The sequence below is a fragment of the Modicisalibacter ilicicola DSM 19980 genome (genome assembly GCF_900128925.1).
GTDB lineage: Bacteria > Pseudomonadota > Gammaproteobacteria > Pseudomonadales > Halomonadaceae > Modicisalibacter > Modicisalibacter ilicicola.
In genome coordinates this window covers 85,743-106,537 of the sequence record NZ_FQUJ01000008.1, presented here as the reverse complement: position 1 = coordinate 106,537, position 20,795 = coordinate 85,743, and the positions used below count along the sequence as shown (strand labels likewise).

The 20,795-nt window shown below is 59.3% G+C and carries 27 protein-coding genes and 1 pseudogene; 15 read left to right on the top strand and 13 right to left on the bottom strand.

Annotated elements, in window-relative coordinates; all coding sequences use genetic code 11:
- Positions 1-26: 26 nt before the first annotated feature.
- Positions 27-410 (bottom strand): site-specific integrase, encoded by a 384-nt coding sequence (locus BUA41_RS18740; RefSeq protein ID WP_217652800.1) that lies wholly within the window; start codon positions 408-410, stop codon positions 27-29.
- Between the two features lie 221 nt (positions 411-631).
- Here BUA41_RS18740 and BUA41_RS10450 point away from each other — a divergent pair, with 221 nt between their 5' ends.
- The 4 genes from BUA41_RS10450 to BUA41_RS10440 all read left to right on the top strand — a co-directional run bounded on the left by BUA41_RS10450 (position 632) and on the right by BUA41_RS10440 (position 2,558).
- On the top strand, positions 632-871 hold the full coding sequence (locus BUA41_RS10450) for a DUF4160 domain-containing protein (RefSeq protein ID WP_072822513.1): 240 nt from the start codon (positions 632-634) through the stop codon (positions 869-871).
- Positions 831-1,097, top strand: coding sequence for a DUF2442 domain-containing protein (locus tag BUA41_RS10445; RefSeq protein ID WP_072822512.1), 267 nt, complete (start codon positions 831-833; stop codon positions 1,095-1,097). Before BUA41_RS10450 ends, BUA41_RS10445 begins: the two co-directional genes overlap by 41 nt.
- A gap of 89 nt (positions 1,098-1,186) precedes the next feature.
- Entirely contained in the window at positions 1,187-2,062 is an 876-nt protein-coding gene (locus tag BUA41_RS18960; RefSeq protein WP_217652799.1) for a hypothetical protein, read from the top strand.
- Positions 2,063-2,159: 97 nt separating this feature from the next.
- Complete coding sequence (locus BUA41_RS10440; RefSeq protein ID WP_072822510.1) at positions 2,160-2,558, top strand: hypothetical protein; 399 nt, start codon at positions 2,160-2,162, stop codon at positions 2,556-2,558.
- 198 nt (positions 2,559-2,756) lie between these two features.
- Here the strand turns inward: BUA41_RS10440 and BUA41_RS10435 are convergent, their stop codons facing one another.
- Positions 2,757-3,341, bottom strand: a complete 585-nt coding sequence (locus tag BUA41_RS10435; protein ID WP_245791897.1) for a lipoate protein ligase C-terminal domain-containing protein — start codon at positions 3,339-3,341, stop codon at positions 2,757-2,759.
- Between BUA41_RS10435 and BUA41_RS10430 the strand changes: the two genes are divergently transcribed.
- Positions 3,315-4,025 carry a DNA-3-methyladenine glycosylase I gene (locus tag BUA41_RS10430; protein ID WP_072822508.1) on the top strand — a complete coding sequence of 237 codons (711 nt, stop codon included), beginning with the start codon at positions 3,315-3,317 and terminating at the stop codon, positions 4,023-4,025. The genes BUA41_RS10435 and BUA41_RS10430 overlap by 27 nt on opposite strands.
- On the opposite strand, the pseudogene BUA41_RS18955 reads toward BUA41_RS10430, so the two are convergent.
- Positions 4,019-4,153, bottom strand: a pseudogene (locus BUA41_RS18955) (IS30 family transposase); the annotation flags it as partial. The gene BUA41_RS10430 and the pseudogene BUA41_RS18955 sit on opposite strands and share 7 nt — an antisense overlap.
- A 131-nt stretch (positions 4,154-4,284) precedes the next feature.
- Here BUA41_RS18955 and BUA41_RS10420 point away from each other — a divergent pair.
- The 3 genes from BUA41_RS10420 (at position 4,285) to BUA41_RS10410 (ending at position 5,674) form a co-directional block, all read left to right on the top strand.
- Complete coding sequence (locus tag BUA41_RS10420; RefSeq protein ID WP_072822504.1) at positions 4,285-4,527, top strand: type II toxin-antitoxin system Phd/YefM family antitoxin; 243 nt, start codon at positions 4,285-4,287, stop codon at positions 4,525-4,527.
- Positions 4,524-4,787, top strand: coding sequence for a Txe/YoeB family addiction module toxin (locus BUA41_RS10415; protein WP_072822502.1), 264 nt, complete (start codon positions 4,524-4,526; stop codon positions 4,785-4,787). Before BUA41_RS10420 ends, BUA41_RS10415 begins: the two co-directional genes overlap by 4 nt.
- 215 nt (positions 4,788-5,002) lie before the next feature.
- Complete coding sequence (locus tag BUA41_RS10410; protein WP_072822500.1) at positions 5,003-5,674, top strand: haloacid dehalogenase type II; 672 nt, start codon at positions 5,003-5,005, stop codon at positions 5,672-5,674.
- Positions 5,675-5,689: 15 nt separating this feature from the next.
- On the opposite strand, the gene BUA41_RS10405 is transcribed toward BUA41_RS10410, so the two are convergent.
- From BUA41_RS10405 to BUA41_RS10395, 3 genes are read right to left on the bottom strand one after another with little or no spacing between them, the layout of a single operon-like run.
- The gene (locus BUA41_RS10405) at positions 5,690-7,150 is read right to left on the bottom strand and encodes a PhnE/PtxC family ABC transporter permease (protein ID WP_245791896.1); all 1,461 of its coding nucleotides are present in this window, start codon (positions 7,148-7,150) and stop codon (positions 5,690-5,692) included.
- A 32-nt stretch (positions 7,151-7,182) separates the two neighbouring features.
- On the bottom strand, positions 7,183-7,854 hold the full coding sequence (locus BUA41_RS10400; protein ID WP_072822496.1) for an ATP-binding cassette domain-containing protein: 672 nt from the start codon (positions 7,852-7,854) through the stop codon (positions 7,183-7,185).
- A complete protein-coding gene (locus BUA41_RS10395; RefSeq protein WP_072822494.1) occupies positions 7,854-8,717 on the bottom strand; it encodes a putative selenate ABC transporter substrate-binding protein in 864 nt (287 codons plus the stop codon). Before BUA41_RS10395 ends, BUA41_RS10400 begins: the two co-directional genes overlap by 1 nt.
- A gap of 219 nt (positions 8,718-8,936) precedes the next feature.
- Here BUA41_RS10395 and BUA41_RS10390 point away from each other — a divergent pair, with 219 nt between their 5' ends.
- Both BUA41_RS10390 and BUA41_RS10385 read left to right on the top strand, forming a co-directional pair.
- Complete coding sequence (locus BUA41_RS10390; protein WP_072822492.1) at positions 8,937-9,419, top strand: DUF302 domain-containing protein; 483 nt, start codon at positions 8,937-8,939, stop codon at positions 9,417-9,419.
- Between the two features lie 124 nt (positions 9,420-9,543).
- Entirely contained in the window at positions 9,544-10,365 is an 822-nt protein-coding gene (locus BUA41_RS10385; protein ID WP_217652798.1) for an alpha/beta fold hydrolase, read from the top strand.
- Between the two features lie 108 nt (positions 10,366-10,473).
- Here BUA41_RS10385 and BUA41_RS10380 read toward each other — a convergent pair whose 3' ends face one another.
- From BUA41_RS10380 to BUA41_RS10350, 7 genes are all read right to left on the bottom strand, one after another.
- A complete protein-coding gene (locus tag BUA41_RS10380) occupies positions 10,474-11,121 on the bottom strand; it encodes an acyloxyacyl hydrolase (RefSeq protein WP_175546957.1) in 648 nt (215 codons plus the stop codon).
- Positions 11,122-11,189: 68 nt separating this feature from the next.
- Positions 11,190-11,411, bottom strand: coding sequence for a zf-HC2 domain-containing protein (locus tag BUA41_RS10375; protein ID WP_072822488.1), 222 nt, complete (start codon positions 11,409-11,411; stop codon positions 11,190-11,192).
- Positions 11,412-11,419: 8 nt separating this feature from the next.
- On the bottom strand, positions 11,420-12,010 hold the full coding sequence (locus BUA41_RS10370; protein ID WP_084671434.1) for a sigma-70 family RNA polymerase sigma factor: 591 nt from the start codon (positions 12,008-12,010) through the stop codon (positions 11,420-11,422).
- 113 nt (positions 12,011-12,123) lie between these two features.
- Positions 12,124-12,702: a hypothetical protein gene (locus BUA41_RS19250; protein WP_175546956.1), complete on the bottom strand. Its 579-nt coding sequence runs from the start codon at positions 12,700-12,702 to the stop codon at positions 12,124-12,126.
- Positions 12,703-12,763: 61 nt separating this feature from the next.
- A complete protein-coding gene (locus BUA41_RS10360; protein WP_072822482.1) occupies positions 12,764-13,396 on the bottom strand; it encodes an ATP-binding cassette domain-containing protein in 633 nt (210 codons plus the stop codon).
- A 38-nt stretch (positions 13,397-13,434) separates the two neighbouring features.
- Positions 13,435-15,138 (bottom strand): ABC transporter permease, encoded by a 1,704-nt coding sequence (locus tag BUA41_RS10355; protein ID WP_072822480.1) that lies wholly within the window; start codon positions 15,136-15,138, stop codon positions 13,435-13,437.
- Positions 15,138-16,364: an ABC transporter substrate-binding protein gene (locus BUA41_RS10350; protein ID WP_084671412.1), complete on the bottom strand. Its 1,227-nt coding sequence runs from the start codon at positions 16,362-16,364 to the stop codon at positions 15,138-15,140. Before BUA41_RS10350 ends, BUA41_RS10355 begins: the two co-directional genes overlap by 1 nt.
- A gap of 480 nt (positions 16,365-16,844) precedes the next feature.
- Here BUA41_RS10350 and BUA41_RS19245 point away from each other — a divergent pair, with 480 nt between their 5' ends.
- The 5 genes from BUA41_RS19245 to BUA41_RS10325 all read left to right on the top strand — a co-directional run bounded on the left by BUA41_RS19245 (position 16,845) and on the right by BUA41_RS10325 (position 20,792).
- The gene (locus BUA41_RS19245; RefSeq protein ID WP_175546954.1) at positions 16,845-17,438 is read left to right on the top strand and encodes a cytochrome C peroxidase; all 594 of its coding nucleotides are present in this window, start codon (positions 16,845-16,847) and stop codon (positions 17,436-17,438) included.
- 34 nt (positions 17,439-17,472) lie between these two features.
- Positions 17,473-18,171, top strand: a complete 699-nt coding sequence (locus tag BUA41_RS10340; RefSeq protein ID WP_072822476.1) for a DUF6969 family protein — start codon at positions 17,473-17,475, stop codon at positions 18,169-18,171.
- 72 nt (positions 18,172-18,243) lie between these two features.
- Entirely contained in the window at positions 18,244-18,471 is a 228-nt protein-coding gene (locus BUA41_RS19735) for a type II toxin-antitoxin system RelE/ParE family toxin (protein ID WP_281247841.1), read from the top strand.
- Positions 18,468-18,770, top strand: coding sequence for an addiction module antidote protein (locus BUA41_RS10330; protein ID WP_072822474.1), 303 nt, complete (start codon positions 18,468-18,470; stop codon positions 18,768-18,770). The genes BUA41_RS19735 and BUA41_RS10330 overlap by 4 nt, the downstream gene beginning before the upstream one ends.
- A gap of 156 nt (positions 18,771-18,926) precedes the next feature.
- Positions 18,927-20,792 (top strand): DUF748 domain-containing protein, encoded by a 1,866-nt coding sequence (locus BUA41_RS10325; RefSeq protein WP_072822472.1) that lies wholly within the window; start codon positions 18,927-18,929, stop codon positions 20,790-20,792.
- Positions 20,793-20,795 lie beyond the last annotated feature (3 nt).

Below are 20,795 nucleotides of genomic sequence, written 5' to 3'. Positions count from 1 at the left end.
AGTAAATGAGCATTTTGAGCTCAATTTCAACGCTGTATTGCCGAGTGCAGGCATTTTGTAAACACCCTCTCAGCAACTGAGTGGCGAAACTGTGCCGCGGGGCGCTTGGCGCACGAGAACTCCCCGATATCCCCTAAAGGCTGATCAAGAATATGCCGATAGAGGAATACGAGAGCATTCAACGCCTGGTTCTGCGTGGCCGCCGCCACCCGGCGCTCCACCGCCAAATGTTCCAGAAAGGCACGTACCTCTGTGCCACCCATGACGGCAGGGTGTCGGACACCATGGAAGCGAATGAAGTAGCGAATCCAGTAGCAGTAGGTCTTTTCGGTGCGTGGGCTGTAGCGCTTCACTCGCATGGTGGCCTTCACTCGGTCCATCAGTTTCGGTGGTCTGCTGTGCGAATCCATATGTCGGCCCTCGATGCGTGGATATGCATACAGTATTATTGGTCCTGGCTAAACGCGCAAGCGCGCGAATTCTGCTTAGACTGCCGAGCCATTCTCAACACTTTGTGATATCAATGGGTTGGGCGAAGAAAGGCGCGCTAGATAACATTGTTGAACGCGCCGGCACGTTCATCCAATATCAGGACGTTACGTCTAATACCTGTTATGTGTAAGGAGTATGGATGAGTCCTACAGTATTCAGGGAGAAGGGATATCGCTTTTTCTTCTTCTCGCGGGAAGAGTCCCGCATGCATGTCCACATCGTCTCAGGCGATGGCGAAGCCAAATTCTGGCTTGAACCAGATCTCGAACTGGCTAAGAATCATGGATATAACCGGCAGCAACTGAAAGAAATCGAATCACTGGTGGAGGATCACCGAGATGAGCTTGTCAGCGCTTGGAAACAGCACTTCAGCAGTTGAGGTGACAAATATCTCTACACATGGTGTGTGGCTTCTGGCCCATGACCGTGAGCTTTTCATGCCTTACGACAACTTCCCCTGGTTTAAAGAGCAGCCGGTCAGCGCAATCGTTAATGTTGAAGAGCAGTCTCCTGGTCATTTCTATTGGCCAGAGCTTGATGTGGACCTTACCGAGGAAATTATTGAGCATCCCGAAAGGTTCCCGAACGTCGCTCACAGCACATAACAAGGCAATTAAATTCGTTCCGGCCTTCGGCCTCCACCGGACGCCCTTGTCAGGGCGCCGTTTATTGCTGGCGTTATGAGGACTAAGTTATGACTGTGACACCCCACCTGTTTGGTAGGGCCGGCGACGTTTATCCCAGGGTACTCAGGGATATCGTTGGTGAGGCATCTGGAGCAGCATACTCGTTCATGGAGATTGAACAGTTTGAAGCTTTGCTGCCCAGCCAAAAGAATCAGGTCTATTGGGAAGAGATCCTATATCGAGCGCATTGGGCGGCCGTCGCTAATTCAATTCGCCACCTTCGCTGGTTTGATGCATGTGTTGTTCATTCGACTACGCAGCCAAACTACTTGGCATTTTGCGCAGCCTTGCGCGGGTTACTTGAATCTGCAGCCGATACAAAACATTCTCTAGAAGCAGTTCCTCTTACAATCGCTTCTGATGCCGGTAATATATTCAAAGCATTAGACGGAAAACTAGATGGCTCTTTCTTTATTAGTAATGAGTTAGAGAACTGCCTGATACATTTCCACCATGCTCGCAAGGTTGGAAAAGAAGAGGATGCGCCACCCACTCACAGGGCTGAAACAGCTGCGAAATATGTGAGCGCGTTAGATCATGCACAATATCCAGTAAAAGCACTGTACTCAGAGCTTTGTCAGGTAGTTCACCCTGCGGAGCCCTCACTGCATTGGCTTTCACATGTAAGTCAGAATGGGTGGGAAGTTGGAGCGCAGGATGATATCGGAAGTATCCATAAACTGGTTGATCGATACAAGCAAAGCATAAGCTGGATTCAGCAGAATTCGGGCAACATCACGATCCTTTTGTGTCAGGTGCTAAATTCGTTGCCACGAAAGCAGCTACATATTGAATCTGTGAAGCCGTGGAATATGAGTGAGCTTCCGGTACATCACAAAATAAAGAATGAGTTTGGTCGACACGGTGTCCAATGGCCGTCATAACAATTCGCGTAAGACGGACGTCCCTGTCGGTGCGCCGCTGTGCTTCAGCGTTAGCATTCTTTTTAGAATTGAGACTATTTCTACATGGAGTTGAATATTGAGAGATTTTAATAATGATGGTGAGATTAATGTTGAAGGCGACTTTAACGTAACTGATAATTCTCACACGGAACATAAGTTGTATATCCATTGTTCTAATGAGGAGCTTCTTGCAGATCGTCCTTTCAGAGCTGGAAATATTAAAATTGAGCAAGCTAAAAAGGTTCAGAGATTAAAGCCTTTTTATGCGCTCACTATTATCCTAATCTTTGCTGCTGCAATATGGGCAATGTATCAAGGAAAAACTGATCTCATCACCATTCTAATGGGTGGAGCGTCAGCATTTTTGGGTTTTCAATCTTTTAAAGCTACGGTTGATCCAAACGCATTTCAACGAGAAGAGCAAAACGCAGTAAATAAAATATCCAAAATATTAAAACAACGTAGAGTTGAGTAGGCGAAATGCTAACAAGTCGTTTAAAAGGACGAAAAACAGTTGGCTTTTTCTCCTCCGTCGCTAATTTTAGCCAACAATTTTTTGCCTCTTAACGAGGCGTTAAACAGCTTCAATTAGGGAAAATATAAATAAAGAGTTGCACTTGGAACTTGAGACCGCCGATCAATCAAGTTGCCGGAAATGATCAGGGTCGGAAAGCTATTGCTCATCCGGCCCGTAGATCAGGTCGAGAAACTCGGCGCGGTCCACTTCGCCAAAGTAGGGGTAGAGGTCAATGCCTTGCAGCGCGCCTTCGATGGCGCGCTTGTCGTAGCGCACGCCGACCAGTGCATCTTCGATCTCGCTGACGGGGCGTTGGCCGAAGAAGTCGCCGTAAATCTTGACGTTTTCAATGGCGCCACCGCGCTTTACCTTGAGACGAAAATCGATAATCCCTGCGGCAAAGTGTCGGGTGCGCTGGATGTCAAAGTCCGGCGAGCGACCGTAGTTCCAGTCCCACTGGCGGTATTTTTCTTCGACCAGCGCGTTGATGCTGTCCCAGTCCTGGGCGGTCAGGCGGTAGGTTTTGCGCTCGGCGCCATCAGGGAAAAGGCTTGCCAGTATTTTCTCCTTGAACGCTTCGGTAGAGAGCGGTGCCTCCAGAAACTCGGCGATGTTGGCAGATCGCGCCCGGGCGGACTTGTGATTGAGGATAATGCTCGAGAATATAGCGCCGCCAGCAAGAGTCAACGACGGCACAGGTATAGCGAGGTAGGCATGACACTGGATTACCGATGGCTCCATGATACGGTTCGCGACCGCTTCGACTCTGACGACGCCATGGAGGCCTTCCTGCCCAGGCCGCTGACGCCTGACGAGCTGAAGCAGCAGGGAGATGATCGCTATCTTTCCGCCATGAGCCAGCGGGTATTTCGGGCCGGCATGAAACACTCGGTGGTCGATGCCAAGTGGCCCGCCTTCGAGGAAGCCTTCTGGGGTTTTGACCCGGAGAAGCTCGTGTTGCTCAGCCCCGAGCAGATCGACGGCTACATGAACAATGACCGCATTATCCGTCACCGCACCAAGCTGCAGACCATTCCCAGGAATGCCCAGTTCATCCTGGATATTCGCCAGGAGCAAGGCACAAGCTTTGGCGAGTTCATTGCCAACTGGCCGAGTGCCGACATCATCGGTCTGTGGAATTTATTGTCCAAGCGTGGCGCTCGGCTGGGCGGGCGTTCCGCTGCCGGCTTCTTGCGACTTGTCGGCAAGGATACCTTTCTGCTGACCAGCGATGTGGTGGCACGCCTGATGGCCGCCGGGGTGATTGACCAGACGCCGGCGAGTCAGCGCGACAGGCAGCGTGTACAGGATGCCTTCAATGCATTGCAGCGGGTGTCAGCAAGGCCGCTGTGCCAACTCTCGGCCATGATTTCGTTGAGTATCAACCCAAGGGGCGGTCTCAAGTTCCAAACGCAACGCTATTGATGGGTGCCCGGGCCGGCGACCGATTTCTTGAGCACCTCGGCGTAAACCTCCAGCGGTGTGCGCCCGTCCAGTGTCTTTCGCGACCGCGTTTTCAGGGAGTTGGCGATCTCGTCGAGTTCTTCCTGGCTGCAGCCGACCGGTTTTCCGCTGCCGCTCCAAAACGGTGGCTGAGCTGAGGCGTCATGTAGTGCGTCCGTCTTGACGTACGTTCCAAAAAACGTACACTTGGTGATAAAGTTGAACACGCAAGAGGTGCGTCATGACAGGAATCACAGCAACTGAGGCGCGCAGCAATCTCTATCGGTTGATCGACGAAACCGCTGAGTCACATCAACCAATCGTCATCATGGGCAAGCGGAACAAAGCGGTCTTGGTGTCCGAAGAGGACTGGTCGGCCATTCAGGAAACACTTTACCTGCTCTCCGTGCCAGGTATGCGGGAGTCTATTCGAGAAGGTATGGATGCTCCCGTGGACGAATGCGATGGGGAGCTGGACTGGTGACCTGGAAGTTGGTTTACACCAAGCAAGCCCAGAAAGATGCAAAGAAGTTGGCCTCCAGCGGCCTCAAACCAAAAGCCCAGGAACTATTGGCGCTGATAGCGGAAGACCCGTATCGCAAGCCGCCTCCGTTTGAAAAACTCATTGGCGATCTTGCGGGGGCCTATTCACGCCGCATCAATATTCAGCATCGCCTGGTCTACCAAGTGCTCGAGGACGAGCGAGTGGTGAAAGTTCTCAGGCTCTGGAGCCACTACGAATAATGCATAACCAGCCGCTCTACCCAGACAGTTGTTCCACCGCTTCGTGGCTCCAAAATGAGCTATGGCAGCCGACACAGTAAGCCGTGACCGTTGGCGGGCTGATCCCAACCTAGCCTGGCGTTGTGGATGCCATGACAACAGCTATTGGCATATCGTACCGGCTTTTGAACCACTATCCTCGTGATAGACGCTTTCCCGTTTCAAAGGAGTGAACGATGTCCACGGTGTTGGCTTTCGACGTCTACGGTACCTTGATCGACACCTACGGTGTCAACGAGCAGTTGCGCGAGCGGCTGGGCGACCAGGCCCCGGCCTTCTCCCAGCGCTGGCGCGACAAGCAGCTTGAATATGCCTTTCGGCGTGGGCTGATGGGGGCCTATGCCGACTTCTCCGAATGTACCCGCGATGCCCTGGAGTTCGTCGACCGTGCCCTGGGAGCGAAGCTCTCCGACAACGACAAGGACCAGTTGATGGCGACCTACGCGCGGCTGCCGGCCTTTGCCGATGCGGCGGATGCGCTGGCGCGCCTGGCGGACTCATCGAAACTGCGTTGCGTGGCGTTTTCCAACGGCAGCCGCAAGGCGGTAAGCGGGTTGCTCGAGCAGGCGGGGATTCTCCAGCATTTCGAGGACATCGTCAGTGTCGAGGAGGTCAAGCGCTTCAAGCCCGACCCGGCGGTGTATGCCCACCTGCATACACGCCTGGAGGTGGCCGCCCATGACGTCTGGCTGATTTCTTCCAACCCCTTCGACCTGATCGGTGCCAAGCATGCCGGGCTACATGCGGCCTGGATACGCCGCAGCGCCGAGGCGCCCTTCGATACCTGGGGCGGCGACCCGGACATGACCGTTTCCGACCTGAACGAACTGGTGGATCGTATCGGTTAAGCGCATCTGCAACGGTCAAGGCTCACTACTGGCCGCATGCTTGAGCCGCAACCGCCGCCGCAGGGCACGGGCCAGGCTGTCCACGCCGATGTTGAGCAGGGCGGTGATGACGATCAAGACCAGGGCCCGGTCGAAGCGCAGTTCCTGGATGGCGCTGTCGACATAGAAGCCCAGCGTGGCGATGCCGAGAATGCCGAGGATGGCGGTCTCGCGCATGATGATCTCCCAACGGTAGAACAGCAGCGCCAGAAAGGGGCCATAGAGCCGCGGCAATACCTCGAAGGCATAGCGATTCATGCCGCGGCTGGCATCCGGGCGCAGCGTCAATTCGTTGCTGCGTCGCCCGACCAGGTGGCCGATGATGCCGCCGTTGTGGATCGCCAGGGCGACGATCGCCGGCAGCATCGACGGCCCCCAGAGCTGCAACAGCACGTAAGCGAGCAGGTATTCCGGTGTCGAGCGCGCCACGACCAGCAGGGTATGGCCGGCGACACCACCCGCGCGGCTGGTGAAATGGCGCGAAATCAGCGGAAAGGCGATCAGTGCCAACCCCCCGGTGAGCACCAGCGCGATCTGGGTCAGTACCACGGTCGTCCATAGGCCGGGCAGGGCCTGGGTGAGCAGAAGATCGCTCAGCCACTGGCCTAGCGCCGCCCAGCCTTCACCGTTGCGCAGGGGGGCCGGCACGATGTCCTGGGTGAAGAAGCGCGTCAGGTTGCCCCACACGATGGGCAGCCCACTTCCCAGCAGGAACGGCGCCGCCACGGCGTAGAGCGGTACCAGTTGTGGCCGTGCCCAGAGCCGCAGCGTGGCGATCAGCCCGTAGAACAGCAACAGCAGCGCGCCGACCTCGGAGTAGTGTCCCTGGGCGAAGGACGACTGCAGATAGAAGCCCAGGGTCGGCATGCCGATGAAGCCCAGCACCGCACTCGAGCGCAACCCGCACTCCAGGCGGTAGGCGGTGTAGCTGACCAGGTGCGGCCAGGCATCGGGCACCCGCGCGAACAGAAAGGTCGAGAGCATGCCGGTGCCCGCTGGAAGCACCTGCTTCGGCAATGGGTCGGCCTCGTCGAGTATCTCCGCATAGACCTTGGCGAACACGCCGGCATAGGGCAGGGCGATGGCGAGTACGCCGGTCAGCGGATGCAGGCCGAAGAACTGCAGGAAGATCAGAGCCCAGAACAGCTCGTGGATGGCGCGCACGAAGGCGCAGCCGGCTCGTACCAGGCGGTGATGAAAGACCAGCGCCAGCAGCCCGCCGATCGCCACGCCCAGCGCGACGCCGGTAAAGGCGAAGGCCAGGGTGCGCAACAGTGCCGTGCCCAGATCATCGAGTTCGGTGAAATCCGGTGTCAGCAGGCCCTGGAGCAGGCGGCCCAGCTCCCGCCAGGGCGCCACCGTGGTGATCTCGATATCGGCAAAGGGCAAGAGCAGGAGGGCAAGTGCCACCAGGCCGAGGGTGGTGCGCAAAGTCACGGAGGAAGGAACGAAGCTCGCCACGACGACGATCAGGCTGCTGCGGACGGGGCGACATAGAGAAAGCGCAGGTCGTCGGCACGCAGGCGATGGCTCGGCTGATCCAGGGCGATGCCGCCATCCTTGATGCCGACGATGCGATCGCAATGGCGCAGCGCCAGTTCCACGTCGTGCAGGGCGATCACCGTCGTCTCGAAATGCTGGGTCAAGGTCAGCATGATGGCTTCTGCACGCGGGCCATCCAGTGCCGATACCGGCTCGTCGGCGAGCAGTACCTTGGCGTTCTGATTGAGCGCCCGGGCCACGGCGGTGCGCTGGCGCTGGCCACCGGAAAGCTCGCCCGCCGGTGCCCAGAGCTTGTCGAGCATGTCCAGCGGCGCGAGGATGTCGCGCACCCGCGCGACTTCATGGCGCAGTGGGCGGACCAGATTGGCGAGGTTGTAGAGGGTAGAGCGGTTCGCCAGACGGCCCATGTAGACATTGTGAAAGACCGACAGTGTCTGCACCAGGCCCAGCTCCTGGGGCATCAGCGCCATGTCGTGGCGTCGCTTGTCGAACAGCAGCCCGAGCAGTGTCGACTTCCCGGCGCCGCTGTGACCGACCAGCGCCACCTTCTCGCCCTGGGCGACGCGGATCGTCAGCGGGCCGAGCACCTGCTTGTCGCCATAGGAAGCATGGGCGGCGTCGAGGGATAACACCGTCATCAGTCGATCAAATCCAGTGCCTGGGCGGTTTCGCGGATAGTGGCATAATCCGCGTTGCTGGCCGGGATGAAACCCTCGCGAGGAAAGCTTTCAAGCAGCTCGGGGTTCTTCATGTTCAGCAAGGCTTCCCTGATCCGCCTCTTGAAACCGTCGCCGAAGCGCTCGTCGACATCGCCGCGGATCGTCCACTGGTAATCGGCATAGGGCGGGGTCTTCCAGATGACCTGAACGGCATCGGTGTCGACCCGGCCAGCCTCGACTTCGCTTTCCCAGACGGAGTAGTTCAGTGCGCCGGCCTGGTAGGTGCCGGATTCCACCAGGGCGATGGTCCGCGTGTGATTGCCGCTGAAGCCGACCCGATCGAAGATCTCGCTGGGCGGCGCGTCGAAGCGCTGGCGAAGGTAGTACTCCGGCATCAGCCTGCCCGAGGTGGAGCCCTTGGAGCCGAAGGTGAAGGTCAGTCCTTCCAGGCCTTTCGGTAGCCGATCGGAAGGCGCCAGCCCGGCGCTGCGATGGGCGATGAAGTAGGTGCGGAATTCGGCGTCCTCCACGCCCTGGGCCAGTGCCTCGGATCCGGGCACCAGCTGGCGGGCCTGGACGCCGGAAAGACCGCCGAACCAGGCCAGCTGGACCTGGTTGTTGCGAAAGGCGGTGACCGCCGCCGCATAGGACTTCACCGGCACGAAGCGCACTTCCCTGTCGAGTTCCTCGGCCAGGTAGTCGGCGACCTTCTCGAAGCGCTCGCGCAGCCTGGTCTCGTCTTGATCGGGAATCGCCGTGAACACCAGCGGCTCGGCGGCTGTCGCGATCGGGGCCAGCAGTAGGAGGGCAAGCGTCAGATGGCGCAGTTTGTCCTTGAGCATCGTGTTCCCGCTTCACTGTGTGTGTTCATTGATGGATGCATGACCGACCATCGCTTGCCGGATGGATCTCGTGTCGATCCGACGCGATGAAGGTGTAATGAGGATGCGTGACAGTATACAGAAGTGGACGAGGCATGCTGACTCCAGGTCGCTGCTTCAAGCATCATCGACTAGCCTGTGCATGCACGGCCATAACACGATGCGATCAAGGAGAGTGACATGAAAGCACGGATACTCAAGGCGCTGGCGCCGCTGGTTCTTGTCGGCTCGGCCAGCCTGGCCGCGGCCGAGCAACCGGAAAGCCCATTTCCCGGTATCGCCCACGTGAGTTCGCAAGCGTCGGTGGCCGAGGTGGAAACACGCCTGCGCGAGGCGCTGGAATCGCGCGGCCTGACACTGTTCACCGTGGTCGATCACACCCAGAACGCCGAAAAGGTGGACATGCAGTTGCCGCCTGTGCGTACCGTGATCTTCGGCAATCCCAAGGTGGGAACACCGCTCATGCAGTGCCAGGGCAGCACGGCGCTGGATCTGCCCCAGAAGATGGTCATCCGCGAGGATGGCGATACCACGCGTATCGAATGGAACGATCCCGCCTACCTGGCCGAGCGCCACGAACTGCAGGAGTGCGATCTGCCGTTGAAGAAGATTGCCGACGTACTGAAGGGGGTAGCTCAGGACGCGGCTGGCGCCAAGCAGTGACGGCTCTTTCAATTGATGAGAAGCAGTTGATCAGAGACGAGTGATGCCTTGAACGGGAAGCAACGGGTATTACGTGAAGGCCATGGCGACCAGCATGACCACTGCCATTACAAAGGAGCGTGCGATGAGCATTGATGCGACGGAAAACCATACCTATGTCGACGGGTACAAGATCGTGTTTCGGGAGCAGGGCGAAGGCAATACCGTGATCCTTCTGCATGGGATACCCACGAATAGCCTTATGTGGCGAGACATCATCCCTCAGCTCGCCAAGAACCATCGGGTTATCGCGCCAGACCTTCTCAATTACGGCCAATCCGAGAAACCGCTTGATGCCGATGTCTCCATCAACGCCCAAAGTCGCATTATCATCGGTTTGATGAATGCCTTGGGAATACCTTACGCCGATGTGGTGGCACATGACATCGGCGGAGGCATTGCGCAGTTGATGGCCGTCAGTGATGCGCAGAGGGTTCGCAAGCTGGTTCTTTTGGATAGTATTTGTTTCGACTCATGGCCGATTCCGGAGTTCGAGCCGCTTCAGAAACCCGGTGCCGAGACTGACATGGGTTTGGATGAGTTTATTGGCATGATGCGAGACTTTATGCCAAACGGTGTGCAGGACAAGAGCGTGATGACCGATGAGATCATTGACCTCTATGTGTCACCTTGGTCGACCGAGGATGGTAAACACGCTTTTTTTCGTAACCTGAGACGATTGAACAAGGAGTATACGGAGGCTATTGCCGATGAGCTCAAGCACCTCCCGCATCAAACGTTGGTGCTGTGGGGTGACAAGGATGCATTCCAGAAGCCGGCATATGCCCCGCAATTGACCAAGGCGATACCGAATGCCGAACTGGTCTGGATCAAGGACGCCGGCCACTGGCTAATCGAAGAAAAGCCGGAGGAGGTCGGGAAGCGTATCGGCGACTTCTTGGGCTAGGATGCCTTGCTTCCATTGGCTTCATAGCCCGACCACTACTCTCCGGGATAGAGATCAACAGGGCTGCTTGGGGCGCCTGGAAAACAATGCCTGCGGCTCGATAAATAATCACAAATGGCGTCCCAGCTCGAGCATGTGCATGTCCAGGCCTGGGTTGGGATCGCTCAATCCGCCGTTGGACAGATGCATGAACCGGTAGCCGAGGCTGACAGATTCGAACCTATAGTTAAGTGCGATGCTGCTGCTGAATTGAAACTGTCCACCTATGTCTTTCTTCCTGAACACGTCCTTGTCAAGGCCTGCCAGGGAGGTTCCCGCGTCGAATATCCAGGGGCTTCCCGCTCTGTGCAGCGTCAAGCCAGGGCCGATCGTTCCGATCAGGCTCTCTTCGTCGCCCGAGCGAAGAACGCCCAGGCTGGCATTCAGGCGAGTGCCGAGGACCCAGTCCGTTCCTAGTCGCCAGCGCCAGGGCAAGTCGTGGGCCAGGAATGCCTCGTACTGCGTGAAGTCTGCTTGCCTGTCCGTGGCCAGCGTGCCCGCCCGAATACCGATGGTAGTGCGATCCTGAGCATCGATCGGCCCGGACGCGAGAAGCCCTGCTACCGCCAGCATCAGCAGAAGAGAAGGTGCACTGGCAAGACGAAGCCTTATCACTACCATTCCTTTTGCAATCAAGAGGTTTTTTATGGGACCAGATGGGTTTTTTAGCATGAAATCCTTAAGCAATCCATGATGTTGCAGCAAAAATAGCTGCATGGACAACCATGGCCGAAGACGGGCAGCAATGGGGCGCCCATGGACCGACATTCATTCTCGGCCCGGCATTACGCCTCGGGGGTATCGCTCGAACCGGATGCCGTATCGGTGTCCAGGATCAGGTTCTGGTACTCATGACCCGTCAGATGCAGTAATTCGAACTGCTTGTTGCATTCCCTGCAGGCCCCGCACATGGCGATATGCATGTGCAGCGCAAGCCTTTCCTGGAGGGTCAAGGAAGTGTCCAGGCGTCTGGACATCAGCTTGGTGATCTCTTTGCAAATCATCATCCTGATCATCATGAACTCTCCGAAAGCCAGCCACGCTCGATACAGGCACGCAAGCGCAATCGTGCGCGGTGCAGGATGACCCAGCAATTGTTTTCCTTGATACCGGTTTCCCTGCAGATGTCTTCGGTCGACAGGCCCATCAATTCGCGCAAGGAAAATATGCGCGCGGTGTTGTCGGGCAAGGCCAGCATGCACATATCGAACACTCGCCAGAAATGCTCGCTGACGAAGGCGGCCTCCGGGTCCCCCCAACTCGAGGGGCGCGCCGCTTCCTCCCAACGCCCGTTCTGCTTGAATTGGCGGTCTATGGCGTCTTCGTCCGGTTCATCTTCCCAAGGCTGCCAGCTCCCCTGGCGACGCTGGGCTCGCAAGCTGTCGAGGATCTTGTACTTGAGAATGCCGAATACCCAGGTCTCGTAACCCGATCTTCCCTGAAAGCTGTCATTCTTTTCCATCGCGGCGATCAAGGCTTCCTGCACGGCATCCTCTGCCTGGGCAAGGTCACGAAGCTGTAGGCGAGCGAATGACACCAGCCTCGGTCGCACGGCAGCCAGGCGCTGCATTCTCTCGTTTTTTTCTTCGGTCGTTGATGCGCTCATCGCGGCACCTCGCATACCCATTATTCATAGGATGGACACCTATCGGTGGCGGTCAAGGAGTCGATGAAATTTGTTTAGTCCGACCTTGCTGTCAATCCTTACGGGTTTTTTCTCTATAAGGCCATGCCATAGCCAATAGTCGAATAAAGAGGCGGAATTATACGCTTTTCACTCCTCGTGACTTCGATTTTCCTCCTTATTTCGTGATCGTAAAGCCCATGCTTGAGACGGGATTCGATCCTCATGCCCTGGAGCGGAACGAGCATGCCGAGGCGATAAAAAAATAGTGTGTAATCTGTAAGCCCTGCCACCCTCGGTCTACCAAATGCCAGACACTGGAAAATGCAGTGTCCCTCGGCGAATGAACAACAACGATGGAGTGAACCCATGATACTCAAGAAGCGTTTTTCCCTGTCGCGTTCAGGCAAGATGGTCTCCAGAATCGCCGGCACCTTGCTGACCGTGTCGCTGAGCGGTGCGGCCTTGCAGGCAATGGCGGCCTGTGGTGCCGCCAACCCCTGCGCCGCCAAGAACCCCTGCGCGGCACAGCAGACATGCGGTGCCAACCCTTGCGCAACGAAGAATCCCTGTGCCACCAAGAATCCGTGCGCAGCCAATCCCTGTGCCGGCAAGAACCCTTGCGCAGCCAAGGAGAAACCTTGCGCAGCAGAATCCTGATCCACCGTCGTCATCTGTGATATCGGGCGTGAGGCCAGGCTTCACGCCCGTTTTTGTTGGTAGCCGGACGAGCCCTCAGGGCTCGAGTTCGATCACGGCTCCACCGGCAGCCTCGGCATCGGCGGCGTCGTGGGTGACCATCAGGGCGGGCAGGCCTTCCTGGCGTATCCGCTGGAAGACCAGTTGGCGCATTTCGCCACGCAGGGCCGCGTCGAGCTTGGAAAAGGGTTCGTCGAGCAGCATGGCTCGGGGGCTGGACAACAGCACTCGCATCAACGCCACCCGGGAACGCTGGCCGCCGGACAGGGTGGCGGGATCGCGGTCGGCGAATCCCTCGAGGCCGATCTCTGCAAGCGCTGCTGCGACGCGTTGCCGTCGTTGACGGCGCGAGCCCGAAGCAGCCATGCCGAAGGCCAGGTTGCCGCCCACACTGAGATGGGGAAACAGCAGCGGGTCCTGAAACAGCAAGCCGACGCGCCGCGCCTCGGCGGGCAGCCGGGTGAGTTCGCGGCTGCCCAGCAGGACCCGGCCGCGAGCCTGGAATGCCGGTGACAGGAAGCCGGCGATGTAGGCCAGCAGCGTCGATTTGCCGACGCCGGAAGGCCCCATCACGGTGAGCACGTCCCCCGGGGCGATGACGGTGTCGATACCGAGCAGGGGGGCGCCGTCGAGGGCGATGCGGATGTCGTCGAGGATCAGCGGGTCCATGAGGCTTCCAGGATCAAGCGTAGGGCATCGATGGCGATTCACACGGGTGTCAACAAGCCGCTGCGGCGACGAAACAGCAGTCGCGGCAGGCCGAGGGCCAGGGCGAAGCCCAGCGCGGGCAGTGCCAGTTGCCACAAGGCGTAGACAGCGGTCAGGCGTCGATCGCCGCCACTGGCTAGACTCACCGCCTCGGTGGTGATGGTGCTGATTCGCCCGGCGCCCAGCAACAGCGTGGGCAGATATTGCCCGATGCTGACCGCGAAGCCCACCGCAGCGGCAGTGAGCAGGGGCACGCTGAGCATCGGCAGGCGCATGCGCCAGAAGACGCGCGCCGGGCCAGCGCCGAGACTCCGTGCGAGGTGTGCCCAGCGAGGGTCCAGTCGCCGATAACTCTCAGCCAGGGACAGGAACACGTAGGGCAGCACGAAGATCGCATGGCCGAGGATCACGACTGAAAGGCCGGGCGCGACCCCAAGCTGGACCTGCATCATCACCAGGCCGAACAGGAAGGCGACCGGCGGTACCAGCAAGGGCAGGTAGAGAATCAGCTGTGCCCCGGGTCGAATCGGCCGTTCGTGCAACGTTTCAGCTTCCAGCGCACCGACCACCAGCACTATCGAGAGTGCCGTGGCGGCAAGACCGATCACCGCGGCCTGGAAAAGCGGATCGCCCAGGCCGGCGGCGGCACCCATCCAGTTGCGCAGGGTCGGCGGTTGCGGCAACGCCTGGGGGAATGGCCAGTAGGCCGCCAGTGACCACAGGATAAGCCCGATCAGGCTGCCCAGGATCAGCAGCACCGAGAGTGACACTGCACTCAGGGCCACGCCGCCGAGCAGCATATCGCCGCTGCGCCGGCGACCGTTTTCCAGCCAGCCACGCATCAGCTGGCGTACCAGGCGCTCTGCCAGCCACCAACTGGCGAGTGCCGCGAGGGTGACGACGAGTTGCAACAGCGCACCGGCCGAGGCCATGAAGCGCATCGTCAGGTCGGGGTCGTTGAGCCAGCGCAGTACCGCGACCGACAGCGTCGGCGGGGTGGTGGGCCCCAGGATCAAGGCCACGTCGACGGTCGATGACGCAAAGGCAATCACCGCATAGATGGGCAGCCGCAAGAGCGGGTAAAGCCCCGGCAACACGGCCTTGAGGAAGGCCGAGAGTGGCCCGTACCCCAGGGCCCTCGCCATACACAAGCGCTCGCTGGCCTGACATTGCGGCAACGCGGCCAGACTCATCAGCAACAGGAAGGGCACTTCCTTGATGACCAGCCCCGCGATCAACGCCAGCCCATGAGGGTCGCCGGGAAACAGGATATCCGGCGGATACTGCCAGCCGGTCAGCCAGGGCGACAAGCTGCGGCTCAACAACCCCGAAGGGGCAAGCAGGAAGGCCAGGCCGATCGCCGCCGCGGCGTGCGGCACGGCAAGCAGCGGCGACAGTAGCCGGCGTACCGCCGTGAATAAACGGGTGTGCATGAAGGCGCCCAGGAACAGCACCACGATGCTCAGGGAAAGCAAGGCACTGGCCAGGCCGGTGACATAGCTCAGCTGGACCATGCGACCCAGGCCCGGTGCCTGAAGCAAGGCTTGCCAGTGCACGAGGGTCAGGGCATTGCCACCCAGCGCCGGCAACCAGCCGAAGGCCGGGGCGATGACGCCCGCCAGACCGCTGGCCACGGGCAGGCTCAGCAAGGCAATCGCCAGCCAGGGAGCCAGGCGTACACCCACTGCATGGCCCGACGGCATCAGCGGGCTCCGTAACGCTCGAGCCAGGCCTGCTCCAGTCGCTCCATCCAGCTGGGATGCGGTTCGGGCAGTGTTCGTCCCAGGGCCTCTGGCGCTAGCGTCGCGGGATTTTCCGGAAGCGATTCGAAAGCCTGGCGCTGCCTGTCGGTCAACGCCTCCATGGCGAGCACGGTGGCATCCCCCCACACGGTGATATCCTGCTTGCGGGCCTGCGCCTGGGGCGAGAGTAGGAAATTGGCCACCACCAGGGCGCCGGCCTTGTGGCGGGCATTGAAGGGAATGGCCAGGAAGTGCACGTTGCCCAGCGTGCCATCGTCGAACATGTAGCTGCGGGTCGTCGGTGGCAATTGATAGTTGGCCACCGAGGCAGCGGGTTCCGAAGGAGTAAAGGTAAAGGCCAGGCTGAGTTCGCCGTCGCCCATCAATTGACGCAACCGGGCACTGCTGTTCGGGAAGCTTCTGCCGCCGCGCCACAGATGCGGGTGCAGCGCATCGAGGTAATCCCACAGAGGTGCGGTGATCGACGCGAAATCCGCTTCGCTGACCGGCCCATAGAGCGGTCCGCGATTCTCGGCCAGACTCAGCAGAGCCTGCTTGAGAAAGGTGCTGCCGAGGAAGTCGGGAATCAGCGGATAGGTGAAACGGCCGGGATGGTTCCTGGCCCAGTCGAGCAGCGCCTGCATGCTGCGAGGCGGCGTCTCGACCCGGGCGCTGTCGTAATAGAAGGTGATCTGTGCCTTGCCCCAAGGGGCTTCGAGCCCTTCCACGGGCAGGGTGAAATCGCTCCGTACCTCAGGGTTGGCTTCCGGTGCCGTCAAGGAAAAGTTCGGCAACTGCTCGGCCCAGGGGCCGTGAAGCAGGCCGGCCTCTTTCAATGCCGCGAAATTCTCGCCATTGATCCAGATGAGATCGATGGCCCCTCGTTCGAGATTGCCGGCAGATTTCTCGGCCACGATGCGCGATACCGCCTCGGCGGTATCGCCGAGCTTCACGTGGACCAATTCGATGTCATGGCGCGACTGCACCTGTTGAGCTACCCAGTCGATGTAGCCATTGATGCGCGAATCGCCACCCCAGGCGTTGAAGTAGACCGTCTGCCCCCGTGCCTTTGCCTCGACGGAAGACCAGTCGTCGAGTTCGAGCGCCTGTGCCTGAAGCGAGAAGACACCCGCCAGCATGGTGGTGAGAGAGGCCATCACGACGCGAAAAGCGGAAGGTCGAGGCATGGACGAATTTCCTTGTTCATGGAAATAGAGTGGCGTGCGGCACCCGGGAAAGCGGCATGAATAGCAGGTGAGTCGCTCTGGGCAACACTGACCTTACAAGACGATACGACGACTCCGACAGGAAAGCCTGGAAAAACATGACCGGTTGTAATGAAGGCTCGGGCCGATCGACCAAGCACCATGCGTTGGCCAAAAGGTCACGAACCAGGACCACGGCAGCGCGAGGAAAACACTGAATAAATGTCTGCATGGACGAATCGCTGCGTTGCGCGGTACTCGAAGACTCGCCTAACTCCATGTTATGTCTCGCCTTCTGCGTGCCGTGCGCCTTGCGCTTCACTCCATTCGCCGATTTATTCAGCGCTTCCCGAGTGGGGCGATAACAATATTCAACGGACCCGGAGTGATGTCATGAACTTCAAGAGACGTTTTACTTCATTCAAAGGCCGTACAGCAGTATCCGCTCTGGCAGGTACGCTATTGACGGTATCCATTGCCGGTGCGGTCGGCCAGGCCACGGCCCAGTGCGGCGCCAATCCCTGTGCGGGGAAAAACCCCTGTGCCAGCCAGAACCCCTGCGCGACCAGCAACCCTTGCGCGAGTGACAATCCCTGCGCGACCAGCAACCCTTGTGCCGGGGCCAACCCCTGTGCAACCAAGAACCCTTGTGCCGGGGTCAACCCCTGTGCAACCAAGAACCCTTGTGCGGTGAAGCGTCCGCCAGACTATATGCCGGGCTATAGTGAAAGCGGGAACAATCCCGAGGAGCTCCTGGCCCGCGGCGAGACCCTGTTCAACGACACCGAACTCAGCAGCAACGGGCTGGCCTGTGCCAGCTGCCATGGTGGCGACCAGCGGTATCAGCCAACCTTCGAGCAGGCCTATCCGCATCAGGTTGCCATGGGGCTCGATCTCTACGGAATGAACGAAGTGCATGCCGACGAGATGGTCCAGATCTGCATGGTGAATCCCATGGCAGCGGACCCTCTGGAGTGGGGCTCGATGGACCTGGCAGCGTTGGCGGCCTACGTGGTGAACGTCCAGCGTGGCTATAGCGGTCCGAAAGAGCTGTAACGCCTTCTCTAAGCGGATCGAAGCGAGGAGCATCATGAGTGCAGTCCTGCCGTCCTACTGCATTGCCGAGGCCATCTGCGAACCGACCCTTGCCGATCATGCAGAGGCCGATCTGCGTCGCATGCATGAAGCGGCGCAAGAGGCGCTGAAGTGCCAGCGTGTCTTGAAGAAGGTCGGCCTCAACCTGGTGGGCGAACTGCTCAAGGGGCAGGGTGAATTCCTCGAGTTCAATCACTTCCCCGACGGCGACGTCTACGACCGGGATACCGGCAGCCAATACTACTATCATGCGCATCGGGGGAGTGGTGAGCATGGCCATTTTCACGTCTTCCACCGTCCGCCGGAGGACAACCGGCCGGGTGAACTGGCCGACCCCACCCACCTGGTCGCCATCTCAATGGATGCCTGGGGCGAGCCCATCGGCCTGTTCACCACGAACCGCTGGGTGACCGGCGAAACCTGGCGGAATGCCGCCGACACCCTGGCGCTGGCAAGGGCGTTCGAGCTCGACCATGCCTGGCCTTCCTGGCCCGTCAATCGCTGGGTAAGCGCCATGATCGTCGCCTTCTACCCCTATCTCGAGGTATTGATCGAGCACCGCGACCGGGAGATCGCCGTTCTCGAGCAGTCCGGCATCCAGGATGTCCACGAGAATCGGGCGTTCGAGGTCATCGGGCAGTTGCCGATTTCACTGCCTGGTTGGGAGAAGCGTCTGGCGGCCAGGCTGAAATGATGCCCATGGCTCAGTGCCCAATCATCCAGGGCTTGTTGGACTGCTGATAGTCGCCCGATCCGGTCAGGCGGCGTGCACCGGGAGGGGCCGACATCCCGTGATCGTGATCGCAGTGAGGCTCATGATCGTGGTTTGACGAATGGTCGTGATGCGGCTGGGAGCTATGGTCCTGGCTATCGTGTTTACTTCATGCAGCAGGGGCCAATCGTCGTGATCTTGCTTTGCGGCGGCGACAAGAGCACACAAAGCAAAGACATCGCGAAGGCGAAAGAGCTTGCCCGTAAATGGAGGGATGGATGATGGTAGAAGAAAGCGTGACTTTCAGTCGATACGACACGGCTGATTATCTTCGGGACGAACGCGACATCCAGGCATATCTTGAAGCTGCGCTAGAGGATGGCGACCCTGCCATGATCGCGCTGGCTCTGGGGAACATCGCCCGTGCCCGCAACATCAGTCAGCTCGCCCGGGAAACTCACATGAGCCGCGAAGGTGTCTATAAAGCCCTTTCGGGACGTGGCAATCCCAGTTTCGCCACTATAGCGAAGCTAGCTAGTGCGCTGGGCTACCGCATCACCTTGGAGCAAAAGCAGACATAAAAGAGGGGACATCCTCTCTTCCTTCTCGAAGGGTCGGGCGCTCACTGAATCAGGCCAGCTTCACTCCCGCTGATTCGACGATATCGCGATTGGGCAAGGGCCCATTCTCCTGCCACCCTATGAGGCAGACCGTCTGTTCATTCCAGGGAGGGAACCATGGCATCGGCATATCGAGGGGCGTCACGCCGTGGCCGATCATCACATAAGCGCTGGTGGCTGATTCCGCTGGTGCTGGCAGCAGTGGCCGGGCTGGCGGTGTTCGTCTGGCTCTGGGCGTTGCCGTATTACATCGAGCAGCGCCTGGTCGGAACGTTTTCCTCCGTTACCGGGCGGGAAGTCGTCATCGAGAACGTCGCTATCGATAATCCCTTTACCGCCGAACTGTCCCTCGAAGGGCTGCGTGTTGCCGGAAAAGAGCAAACCCCGGTGTTCTCCAGCGATCACATCGACGCCGATGTCGCCTGGCGTTCCCTTTGGTCACCGGGATGGCGACTCCAGAAACTGGATGTTCAATCGCCTCGCCTGCAACTCATCTGGCAGGAAAACGGCAACTGGAACCTGGCGGAGATGCTTGCCGCCGACGACAAGAACGAGAACCAGCAACCCACGCCGATTCTGATCGAACGGATCACCGCCAGCGATGGACGGCTGGACTGGATCAACCGGCGAATCGACGAGCCGGTCACGCTATCCTTCGAGCAGGTGACCCTCGATGCCGAAGGTTACGACAATACCAGCGCCGCGCCTTTCGCCGCCCGGAGCGAGTCCCGTCTCGATGGCGCGGCGCTGAGTGCCGAGGGGAGGCTGGGCTTTTCGCCTTGGCGGCTGGACATGGACATGACCGCCGACGAGTTGCCGCTGACAGCGCTCTCCTCCTATCTGTCGAAGGTGGTGAGGGCACGAGTGGCGGCTGGCACGCTGACCACGCAGTCGCGGATGCAGGCGGGGGAGGCCACCGATGCCGGCTTGCGGATCACCGGCCAGGGCGAACTTCGCGAGGTCGAGATGCTCGAACCCGATGGCGATCGAGCGATTGCCAGCACAGGACGTGCAAGCATCGAAGGCTTCCTGTTCGAGCTCGATCGACCACGCCTCCGGTCCGAACGTATCGTCCTCCGGGAGCCCTGGACCGAGGTGATCATCGACGAGCAGATGGGTACCAGTCTGACGGCCTGGCTACCGCCTCGCGAGAAGGATGACGCTCCAGAGAAGAGGGCATCGAAGGACGCTTCCTCCATGCGCTACGCCCTCGACGAGCTCGTCGTCGAAAACGGCGCGATGGCGTTTGCCGACCGACACCTGTCCGAGCCATTCGAGATCGATTTCTCCGGGCTTCAGGGGCGGTGGCAGGGGCTCTCCTCATCGCAGCAAGGAGGCGGGGAACTGCAACTGGAGGGCGAGGTGTCCGATGGCTCGCCGCTACGCATCGAGGGTGTCTACGATCCGTTGCGCGATCCCTGGCAGGGCAACCTGGACATGCATTTCGAGCGCATGCGCCTGGCCACCTTCGCGCCCTACCTGCGTCGATTCGCAGGGTACGAGATCGAGCAGGGCGAGGTGACCCTGGATCTCGATTACCGACTCGAGGAGGGACGGCTGGACACCAGCAACAAGCTGATGCTGGAGAGGATCAGGCTTGGCGAGCAGGTCGATGCAACGGCCACGGACCTGCCGGTCAAGACATTGATTGGCGTGCTGCGCAACGACGATGGCACCATCGAGCTCGAGATTCCCATGACCATCCCGCTGGATGAATCCGGGGCCATCGAGTTTGGCGACATCGCCGGCCAGGCGATACGCAAGGCGCTGCAGAACCTCGTTTCGTCGCCTCTCGAGACTCTCGGCGAGGTGGTGCAAGGTGGTGGCAATGGCGAAAGCGACGGTGATGGCAATACCGGCAACAACACCGAGGGCAGTGGCACCGATGAGAATGCCGACGCTCGGGACGGCGCCAACGATGCCCGTAATGAACCCCAGGAGGATTCCGAGGGTCTCTATAGGAGCATTCCGACGCCGAATTGAGTA